Origin of the sequence: Pseudoalteromonas sp. MER144-MNA-CIBAN-0113 (genome assembly GCF_040308965.1) — a bacterium.
GTDB lineage: Bacteria > Pseudomonadota > Gammaproteobacteria > Enterobacterales > Alteromonadaceae > Pseudoalteromonas > Pseudoalteromonas tetraodonis.
Genome location: NZ_JBEOOG010000019.1, coordinates 49,044 through 58,679 on the forward strand (window position 1 = coordinate 49,044; position 9,636 = coordinate 58,679).

Annotated in this window: 7 protein-coding genes and 1 pseudogene; 5 read left to right on the forward strand and 3 right to left on the reverse strand. The window is 40.5% G+C overall.

Annotation, left to right across the window (positions count from 1 at the left end; all coding sequences use genetic code 11):
- Positions 1–20 precede the first annotated feature (20 nt).
- Complete coding sequence (gene gyrA, locus AAEY57_RS07265; protein WP_008465686.1) at positions 21–2,720, reverse strand: DNA topoisomerase (ATP-hydrolyzing) subunit A; 2,700 nt, start codon at positions 2,718–2,720, stop codon at positions 21–23.
- Positions 2,721–2,898: 178 nt separating this feature from the next.
- On the opposite strand from gyrA, the gene ubiG reads away from it, so the two are divergent.
- From ubiG to yfaE, 5 genes are all read left to right on the forward strand, one after another.
- Positions 2,899–3,609, forward strand: a complete 711-nt coding sequence (ubiG, locus tag AAEY57_RS07270) for a bifunctional 2-polyprenyl-6-hydroxyphenol methylase/3-demethylubiquinol 3-O-methyltransferase UbiG (protein WP_138562050.1) — start codon at positions 2,899–2,901, stop codon at positions 3,607–3,609.
- The gene (locus AAEY57_RS07275) at positions 3,609–4,289 is read left to right on the forward strand and encodes an HAD family hydrolase (protein WP_350607190.1); all 681 of its coding nucleotides are present in this window, start codon (positions 3,609–3,611) and stop codon (positions 4,287–4,289) included. The genes ubiG and AAEY57_RS07275 overlap by 1 nt, the downstream gene beginning before the upstream one ends.
- A 411-nt stretch (positions 4,290–4,700) precedes the next feature.
- Positions 4,701–6,983, forward strand: coding sequence for a class 1a ribonucleoside-diphosphate reductase subunit alpha (gene nrdA / locus AAEY57_RS07280; protein ID WP_350607193.1), 2,283 nt, complete (start codon positions 4,701–4,703; stop codon positions 6,981–6,983).
- 73 nt (positions 6,984–7,056) lie between these two features.
- Complete coding sequence (nrdB, locus tag AAEY57_RS07285) at positions 7,057–8,187, forward strand: class Ia ribonucleoside-diphosphate reductase subunit beta (RefSeq protein WP_350607196.1); 1,131 nt, start codon at positions 7,057–7,059, stop codon at positions 8,185–8,187.
- Positions 8,187–8,459, forward strand: coding sequence for a class I ribonucleotide reductase maintenance protein YfaE (yfaE, locus tag AAEY57_RS07290; protein ID WP_076921099.1), 273 nt, complete (start codon positions 8,187–8,189; stop codon positions 8,457–8,459). Before nrdB ends, yfaE begins: the two co-directional genes overlap by 1 nt.
- A gap of 97 nt (positions 8,460–8,556) precedes the next feature.
- On the opposite strand, the gene AAEY57_RS07295 is transcribed toward yfaE, so the two are convergent.
- Entirely contained in the window at positions 8,557–9,153 is a 597-nt protein-coding gene (locus tag AAEY57_RS07295; protein WP_350607197.1) for a DUF1287 domain-containing protein, read from the reverse strand.
- Between the two features lie 27 nt (positions 9,154–9,180).
- Positions 9,181–9,558 (reverse strand): annotated as a pseudogene (locus tag AAEY57_RS07300) (hypothetical protein); the annotation flags it as partial.
- Positions 9,559–9,636: the final 78 nt, after the last annotated feature.

The window sequence follows — 9,636 nt, forward strand, 5'->3', positions numbered from 1 at the left end:
GGCCGCTTTTTTCAATCTAATTATTCTGAAGGAGGATTGTCATCCGCCACTTCATCAATAACTGTATCTACTGTTTCAACGTCTTCGATATCAACCAAGTCACTTTCAGTCACTTCAATTTCTTCTATACGTTGTAAACCAACTACTTGCTCTTCGTCAATAGTTCTGATCAAAATAACACCTTGGGTGTTACGCCCAACCGTAGAAACTTCATTAACGCGAGTACGTACTAAGGTACCACGATTCGAAATAATCATTATTTCGTCGTTGTCATCAACCTGTACAGCACCAACAACAGCACCGTTACGCTCACTCACTTTGATTGATACAACACCTTGAGTTGCACGACTCTTAGATGGGTAATCTTCAAGTTGGGTACGCTTGCCGTAGCCATTTTCTGTCACTGTTAATATTGCACCATCATTCTTTGGTACAATAAGTGATACAACACGCTGATCGTCTGGCATCTTAATACCACGAACACCCGTTGCAGTACGGCCCATAGGACGTACACCTTTGAAACGGATTTCAGGTTTGCCTTCTTCGTCTAGTACTGGGTTACCATTTTCATCAACGACAGCTGTTTCTTCAGCTTCTTTAAAGCGAACAACTTTACCCGCATCAGTGAACAACATAATTTCGTTGCTGCCATCGGTAATATCAACACCGATTAAGCTATCACCTTCGTTTAAGTTAACCGCAATGATTCCGCTTGCACGTTGACGACTGTAAGCCGTTAATGGCGTCTTCTTAACCGTACCGAACGCCGTCGCCATAAAGATGTATTTATCATCTTCATAATCGCGTACTGGCAGGATTGCAGTAATACGTTCATCTGCTTCAAGTGGTAATAAGTTAACAATTGGCTTACCGCGCGCTGCACGACTGGCAAGTGGCAACTGGTATACTTTAAGCCAATATAAACGACCCGCTGTAGAGAAACAAAGAATAGTATCGTGCGTATTGGCAACCAATAAACGTTCAATGAAATCTTCATCTTTCATCTTAGTTGCTGATTTACCTTTACCACCACGACGCTGCGCTTCGTAATCAGTTAATGCTTGATACTTAACGTACCCTTCATGTGAAAGCGTAACGACTACGTTTTCTTCGTTGATTAAATCTTCAAGGCTTATATCGTGTGCTGCAGCATTTATTTCAGTGCGGCGCTCATCACCATATTGCTCTTTAATTTCAACGAGCTCATCACGAATAACTTCCATTAAACGCTCTGGATTTGCCAAAATGAATAATAACTCGGCAATCAACTCAAGTAATGATTGATATTCGGTAAGAATTTTTTCGTGTTCAAGACCAGTAAGTTTGTGTAAACGTAAGTCTAATATTGCTTGAGCTTGTTGCTCAGAAATATAGTACTGACCATCACGAATACCAAGCTCGCTTGCTAACCAATCTGGGCGTGCCACGTTGTCTTCGCCTGCTTTATCAAGCATGGCTTTAACATTACCTAATTCCCATGGACGCGCTGTTAATGCAACTTTTGCTTCAGCAGGTGTTGGCGACTTACGAATAAGTTCGATAATTGGGTCAATGTTAGCCAGTGCAATCGCTAAACCTTCTAGCGTATGCGCACGGTCGCGGGCTTTGCGTAAATCAAATACCGTACGACGGGTAACAACTTCACGACGGTGAATAATAAATTCTTCAAGCATTTCTTTTAAGTTGAAACACTTAGGTTGGTTATTAATTAACGCAACCATATTCATACCAAACACAGTTTGTAACTGAGTTTGTGAATAAAGGTTGTTTAAAATAACTTCACCTACGTCACCACGTTTGATCTCGATAACGATACGCATACCGTCTTTATCTGATTCATCACGTAATGCGCTGATCCCTTCAATTTTTTTATCTTTAACTAGCTCGGCGATTTTTTCAATCAAACGTGCTTTGTTAACTTGGTAAGGGATTTCATGAACAATAATGGTTTCGCGACCCGTCTTTTCATCGGTTTCGATGTCAGCACGCGCACGCATGTACACTTTACCACGACCGGTTTGATAAGCTTGTTCAATGCCTTTTTTACCGTTAATAATCGCCGCAGTTGGGAAATCAGGCCCAGGAATGTAATCCATTAACTCAGTAATGGTCAATTCAGGGTTTTGAATAAGCGCTAAACAGCCATTCACGACTTCTGTTAAGTTATGTGGCGGAATATTTGTTGCCATACCAACCGCAATACCCGATGAACCATTAACTAACAGGTTAGGTATTTTAGTGGGTAACACATCAGGAATTTGCTCTGTGCCATCGTAGTTAGGCACAAAATCAACCGTTTCTTTTTCAAGATCGGCTAATAATTCGTGCGACATTTTTGCCATACGTACTTCTGTATAACGCATTGCCGCTGCTGAATCACCATCAACCGAACCAAAGTTACCCTGACCATCTACTAGCATGTAACGCAGTGAGAATGGCTGAGCCATACGTACGATGGTGTCATAAACTGCACTGTCGCCGTGTGGGTGGTATTTACCGATTACGTCACCGACCACACGGGCCGATTTTTTGTAAGGCTTGTTCCAGTCATTACTAAGCTCGTTCATTGCAAACAAAACGCGGCGGTGAACAGGTTTTAAACCGTCACGTACGTCTGGTAATGCACGTCCTACAATTACACTCATGGCGTAATCTAAGTAGGAGTTTTTTAACTCGTCTTCAATATTGACTGGCAGAATTTCATTGGCGAGATCAGTCATTTGATATCACATTCCTTCAGTATCAGCTCTTAACAACCCAGTATTAGGTATTAAGAGTGTTTGTTATTATTTCTAAGTAACCATGCTATCACAATTAATTTTAATTTACAGGCGCAAAACTTTGCGATTTATCAATTTAGGCCTATATAATGGCCTCAGATTGACGAGGAAGTATTTTATGACCGAACATCAAAATGTAGATAACGCAGAAATAGCAAAGTTTGAAGCCATCGCAGAGCGTTGGTGGGATTTAGAAGGCGAATTTAAGCCGCTTCACGAAATTAATCCATTACGATTAGATTTCATCGCAGACAAAACCAAAGGATTATTTGATAAAGAAACCCTCGATGTAGGATGTGGTGGTGGCATTTTAAGTCACAGCATGGCGCGAATGGGCGCTAAAGTAACTGGCATCGATATGGGCCAAGAGCCTTTAACTGTCGCCAAGTTACACAGCTTAGAAACAAGTGTCCCCGTTGAGTATATAAAAGTACCTGCAGAGCAGTTTGCAGATGAGCACCCTGAGCGCTTTGATGTGATCACTTGTATGGAAATGTTAGAGCACGTCCCCGACCCTGCTTCTATTATTCATGCGGTGGCTAAGTTGGCAAAACCAGGCGCTGATGTTTTTTTCTCTACTCTTAATAAAACCCCAAAAGCTTACTTATACGCTATTGTCGGTGCAGAAAAACTGTTAAAAATGGTCCCAGAGGGTACCCATGACCATAAAAAGTTTATTAAACCTGCACAATTAATTGCATGGGCAGAGCAAGCTGGCTTAAAAGTACGTGCCAGTGCTGGTTTAAGTTACAACCCGCTTTCTAAGCAATACACAATGAATGATGATGTAAGCGTAAATTATATGCTGCATTTTGAGAAGTTAGCGTAATGGCAAGCTCTCAAACCTCCATTGCCCCATTGGAATATCAAGCATTGCTGTTTGACTTAGATGGTACTTTACTCGATACCGCCGATGATTTAGGCGCCGCACTCAACACTGTGCTGCAAAATCATCAACAACCCCAAGTGGGCAGTGATATATATCGCCCCGCGGCTTCAAATGGTGCTGCCGCTTTATTGGCTGCTGGTTTTAAAGAAAGCTGGGCACAACAGCCGCAAGAGCAACTTTTACATGAGCTAGTTACGCAATACGCTGCCAATATTGCCACCCATACCCGATGTTTTGTAGGAATAGAGCAATTACTAATCGCACTTGATAACAAAGCAATCCCTTGGGGAATTATGACTAATAAGCCCGGATTTTTAACTGATCCTTTAGTCAAGGCGATTCCTGCATTAAAAAATGCACGTATTGTGATAAGCGGTGATACCTTAGCTGAATCTAAGCCCTCACCCCTTCCTTTACTGTATTGCGCTGAGCAAATGAGTGTAGATCCTTCGCGTTGCTTATATATAGGTGATGCGCAGCGTGACATTCAAGCAGGTAAAGCAGCCAATATGCACACCGCAACCGCACTATGGGGATATGTACCGAGTGTTGACGAGGCATTGGCTTGGAATGCGGATTTTAATTGGCACAGTCCTATAGATGCATTTAACCACATATAGTGTCATGTTAATTAATAAACACTACATCTTGTGATTGTGTTAGTTTTTACGCAAAGCTTGATGATAAAAAAAGCAGACAAAATTTATTTTTAAAAAGCGTAAATTTAATCTTTCCTTAGTTGATTTTTACAAATTTCAACTTAACCGAATGATCAAAGGTTAATGCCTACTAACACAATTGCGTTATCCCAACGTTATCCACAATCAGAGCGGTTTCTGTCCCTTGCAAAAGATCCCAGACCACACTATCTTGTGATCTCTAATTTGAACAACACCAGATATTGTGGCTAAATGTTATTCAATTAAATTCACCAAACCGGTGAAAATAACAATAAACGAATAGGCACTGCGCTTTTTTAGGTGCACGCATTGGTCAAAAATATTTAATTCCCAAGGAATACAGGCAAAGCTATGAACCAACAGTTATCTGTAAGCAAACGTGACGGTCGTAAAGAGCCACTCGATCTTGATAAGATCCATCGCGTTATTGAATGGGCCGCCGAAGGTTTAAATAACGTTTCGGTTTCACAAGTTGAACTTAAATCGCATATTCAATTTTATGACGGTATTCGTACTAAAGACATCCACGAAACGATTATTAAAGCTGCTGCGGATCAGATTTCTAAAGAATCGCCTGATTATCAGTACCTTGCTGCTCGTTTAGCTGTATTCCATTTACGTAAAAAAGCCTATGGCCAGTTTGAGCCACCGCGTCTTTTTGACCATGTTACTAACATGGTTGAACAAAAACGTTACGATGCACATTTACTCGTTGATTACACAGAGCAAGAATTAGATGAGCTAGATGCGTACTTAGATCATTCTCGCGATCTTAACTTTAGCTACGCAGCAGTAAAACAGCTTGAAGGTAAATACCTAGTTCAAAACCGTGTAACGGGTGAAATTTACGAAAGCGCGCAGTTTTTATATATCTTAGTGGCTGCAAGCTTATTCTCTGATTACCCTCGTGATACACGTATTGATTACATCAAACGTTTTTATGATGCGGTTTCATTATTTAAAATTTCTTTACCTACGCCAATTATGTCGGGCGTACGTACACCAACACGCCAGTTTAGCTCATGTGTACTGATTGAGTGTGGCGACAGCTTAGATTCAATTAATGCGACTTCATCAGCAATTGTTAAATACGTTTCTCAACGTGCTGGTATTGGTATTAATGCAGGTCGTATTCGTGCATTAGGTAGCCCTATTCGTAACGGTGAAGCGTATCACACTGGCTGTATTCCGTTTTATAAGCACTTTCAAACAGCGGTTAAAAGCTGTTCGCAAGGCGGTGTACGTGGTGGCGCAGCAACCCTTTTCTACCCGCTTTGGCATTTAGAAGTTGAAAACTTATTAGTGCTTAAAAACAACCGTGGCGTTGATGATAACCGCGTACGTCACTTAGATTACGGCGTACAGTTTAATAAACTCATGTACTCACGTTTAATTAAAGACGATTACATTACGTTATTCAGCCCCTCTGATGTGCCTGGACTTTACGATGCATTTTTTGAAGATCAAGACGAGTTTGACGCGCTATATGTAAAATATGAGCAAGACGAGTTAATTCGTAAAAAACGAATTAAAGCAATTGAGCTGTTCTCTATGTTTGCTCAAGAACGTGCTAGCACGGGTCGTATTTACTTACAAAACGTTGACCACTGTAATACACACAGTCCGTTTATCTCAAAAGTGGCTCCGATCCGTCAATCTAACTTATGTTTAGAAATTGCGTTACCAACTAAGCCTCTTAACAACGTAAATGATGAAGAAGGTGAAATTGCACTTTGTACATTATCTGCGTTTAACTTAGGCGCGATTGAGTCTTTAGATGAACTAGAAGAGTTAGCTGAGCTTGCAGTACGCGCACTTGATAACCTACTTGATTTCCAAGACTACCCAGTACCTGCAGCTAAAAATGCCACTATGGGACGTCGTACGCTAGGCATAGGCGTTATTAACTACGCATACTACCTAGCTAAAAACGGTAAGCGTTATTCAGATGGCAGCGCAAATGCGCTTACGCACAAAACATTTGAAGCGATTCAGTACTACCTAATGAAAGCGTCTAATGAGCTGGCAAAAGAACGTGGTGCCTGTCCTAAATTTAACGAAACAACGTACTCACAAGGTATTATGCCAACGGATACGTACAAGCGTGATTTAGATAAAATTTGTGATGAACCACTTCATCTTGATTGGGATACGTTACGTGCCAGCATTAAAGAGCACGGTATGCGTAACTCAACACTGAGCGCATTAATGCCATCAGAAACATCATCGCAAATATCTAATGCAACCAATGGCATTGAGCCACCGCGTGGCCATATTAGTGTTAAAGCAAGTAAAGACGGTATTTTAAAACAAGTTGTCCCTGAGTACGAACGCCTTAAAGATAGCTATGAGTTACTGTGGGATATCCCATCTAACGATGGTTACTTACAATTAGTAGGCATAATGCAGAAATTTATCGATCAAACGATTTCAGCAAATACTAATTATGATCCAAATAAATACGAAGGCGGTAGAGTACCTATGAAAGTCTTACTAAAAGACTTACTTGGTGCCTACAAGCTAGGTGTTAAAACACTGTACTACCATAACACCCGTGATGGCGCATCAGATGCACAAGAAGACGCTCCAGAAGTGGAAGATGATGATTGTGCAGGCGGCGCGTGTAAAATTTAATAGTTAAACTTAAAGCGGGCGCCTTGCCCGCTTTGTCCTGATAGTTTTAGTGATAGTTTTTTGAGTGATAAACATGTCTTATACTACTTTTAGCAGAAATCATAATAACCAAATGCAAGAGCCAATGTTTTTTGGTCAAACCGTTAACGTGTCACGTTACGATCAACAAAAATACCCTATTTTTGAAAAGCTGATTGAAAAACAATTGTCTTTCTTTTGGCGTCCTGAAGAAGTTGACGTAAGTAAAGACCGTTTAGACTTTCAAGCGCTTCCTGATCACGAAAAACATATCTTTTTAAGTAACTTAAAATACCAAACTTTGCTTGATAGTGTTCAAGGCCGTTCGCCTAACGTTGCACTATTGCCAATCGTGTCAATTCCTGAGCTTGAAACATGGATTGAAACATGGGCGTTTAGTGAAACCATTCACAGCCGTTCATACACACATATTATTCGTAATGTAACTCAAGCCCCTGAACTCATTTTTGACGACATTGTTAGCAATGACAAAATTAGTGAACGTGCCGATGCCGTAACCACTTATTACGACGATTTAATTAACTCGGTGTCGCTTTACAACCTGTACGGTGAAGGCAAACATGACATTAATGGTGAAACCGTTGTGGTTAATTTATTTGAGCTGAAAAAGAAATTGTATCTGGCGATGATGTCAGTGAACATTCTTGAAGCTATTCGCTTTTATGTCAGCTTTGCGTGTTCATTTGCGTTTGCCGAGCGTGAGCTAATGGAAGGCAATGCTAAAATTATTAAGCTTATTGCCCGTGATGAAGCGCTTCACCTTTCAGGAACTCAGCATATTTTAAATATTATGCAAGATGGCAAAGACGACCCTGAAATGGCAATTGTTGCTGCACAGTGCCGTGAAGAAGCAATCAAGATGTTTGTTGACGCTGCAGAGCAAGAAAAAGAATGGGCCGAGTACCTGTTTAAAGATGGTTCAATGATTGGCTTAAATAAGCATATTTTATGTCAGTATGTTGAATACATTACCAATGCACGCATGACTGCTATTGGTTTACCAGCACAGTTTGATAATAACAGTAACCCTATTCCATGGATCAACTCATGGCTTGTTTCTGATAACGTGCAAGTTGCTCCACAAGAAGCGGAAATTAGCTCATACCTTGTAGGTCAAATTGATTCACAGGTTGATGTTGCTGAATTTGGTGACTTTGATTTATAATGACTGATAGAACGACTGCAAGTATTACGCTTGCAGATAACAGCCAGCGTATTGATTTTACCGCTGGCTGCCCTTCTCTTTTACATTGCCTAGAATCAAATAAGATTGATGCCGCTTACCAATGCCGTGAGGGATATTGCGGTGCGTGTCGAGCAACACTTGTCTCTGGTAAAGTTAATTACAATGAAGAGCCGTTAGCGTTTGTTCGCGATGGTGAAATACTCTTGTGTTGCTGCAAGCCCAATGGTGATATCAGTATTAATTTAAAGTAACTAGCAAACCACACAGTATAATGCCAAACAGCTCGCTTTATTTACTTACCTGTTTCTGCAATTATTACTCAAGTAATCGCGATTATAGCCGTGTTATTTAATCTGAATAAGCAGCAGGTAAAAATCGGTAATGACCCGTAATTGTATAAGCAAAAAGCATATCGCTCATTTCAGGTCCGCGACCAATATTGTGCACAATAAGCGGGTTGCCGCTGCCCTGTTCTATTTCATTAACAACCATACCTATGTGCGGTAAATTGCCTGGCAGCATCCAAGTGACTATGTCACCGGTTTTATAATCTGCTGCATTAAGCGATTTAGTTAACACTTGTGCATGGCGCTCAAAGTAAACCTGTAAGTTAGGTACACGTCGATGATCAATGTTTTTATCTGGCTTGGTTAATCCCCAAATACGCTTAGAAGGATATGCGCGAAAATTGGTCTGCATGTCTTCATGTACTAACTTTTGCAAATCAATACCAAGCTGTCGATACGACCTAATTATAACATCAGTACACACACCAATATTATCGGGCACATCGCCACCAGGGTATTCAAGCCTATGATAGGCGCCATCGTAAGTTACTTGTTGCGTTGTTCTGTGGATCAATGCATTGACGATATCGTCATCAAAAGAGCTCGCCTGCACATTAAAGGCAGATAAAACTAGTAAATAGAGCATAAAGCGCGACATATAAATTCCTTTTATAATATTTATTAACTAAAGCTGTTGAGTAATATAGTCAGGAATATTAAATTTATTTCCATTGCTGGTAAAGTGTGCATCAAGTTTATAGGCCATTTTTTCAAGCGGAGCATCATCATAACCACAGGTTTGAATTTCATTGATGTAGCGCATAATAAAAGCGTGAGCACCGAGCTCGCGCCATTGAACTACATGAGCCAGCTCATGAAAATGCACTCTTAAATTACGCGCAACATGAGGTAATATGTAATAAGTGTTTTTATAGGTGATCCCTGCTACATCCATGTCAATAAAATCGCTTAAACCAATTTCACGTAAACCAGTAAAGTCAGGCTTGGGAATGTGTTCAACAATCACATAAAATGCAGTTTTCAAAAATTCATGTGGGTAAAAGGGTAGTGTTTAGAAATCTGTGTCATTTCAGTATTATTAAGAAAACAGGAGTGACACATGACTCAATCTTTCGACTTC

Coding starts and splice junctions, on each gene's coding strand:
- gyrA (WP_008465686.1), bottom strand. CDS start 2,720: ATGACTGATCTCGCCAATGAAATTCTGCCAGTCAATATTGAAGACGAG.
- ubiG (WP_138562050.1), top strand. CDS start 2,899: ATGACCGAACATCAAAATGTAGATAACGCAGAAATAGCAAAGTTTGAA.
- AAEY57_RS07295 (WP_350607197.1), bottom strand. CDS start 9,153: ATGTCGCGCTTTATGCTCTATTTACTAGTTTTATCTGCCTTTAATGTG.
- nrdA (WP_350607193.1), top strand. CDS start 4,701: ATGAACCAACAGTTATCTGTAAGCAAACGTGACGGTCGTAAAGAGCCA.
- yfaE (WP_076921099.1), top strand. CDS start 8,187: ATGACTGATAGAACGACTGCAAGTATTACGCTTGCAGATAACAGCCAG.
- nrdB (WP_350607196.1), top strand. CDS start 7,057: ATGTCTTATACTACTTTTAGCAGAAATCATAATAACCAAATGCAAGAG.
- AAEY57_RS07275 (WP_350607190.1), top strand. CDS start 3,609: ATGGCAAGCTCTCAAACCTCCATTGCCCCATTGGAATATCAAGCATTG.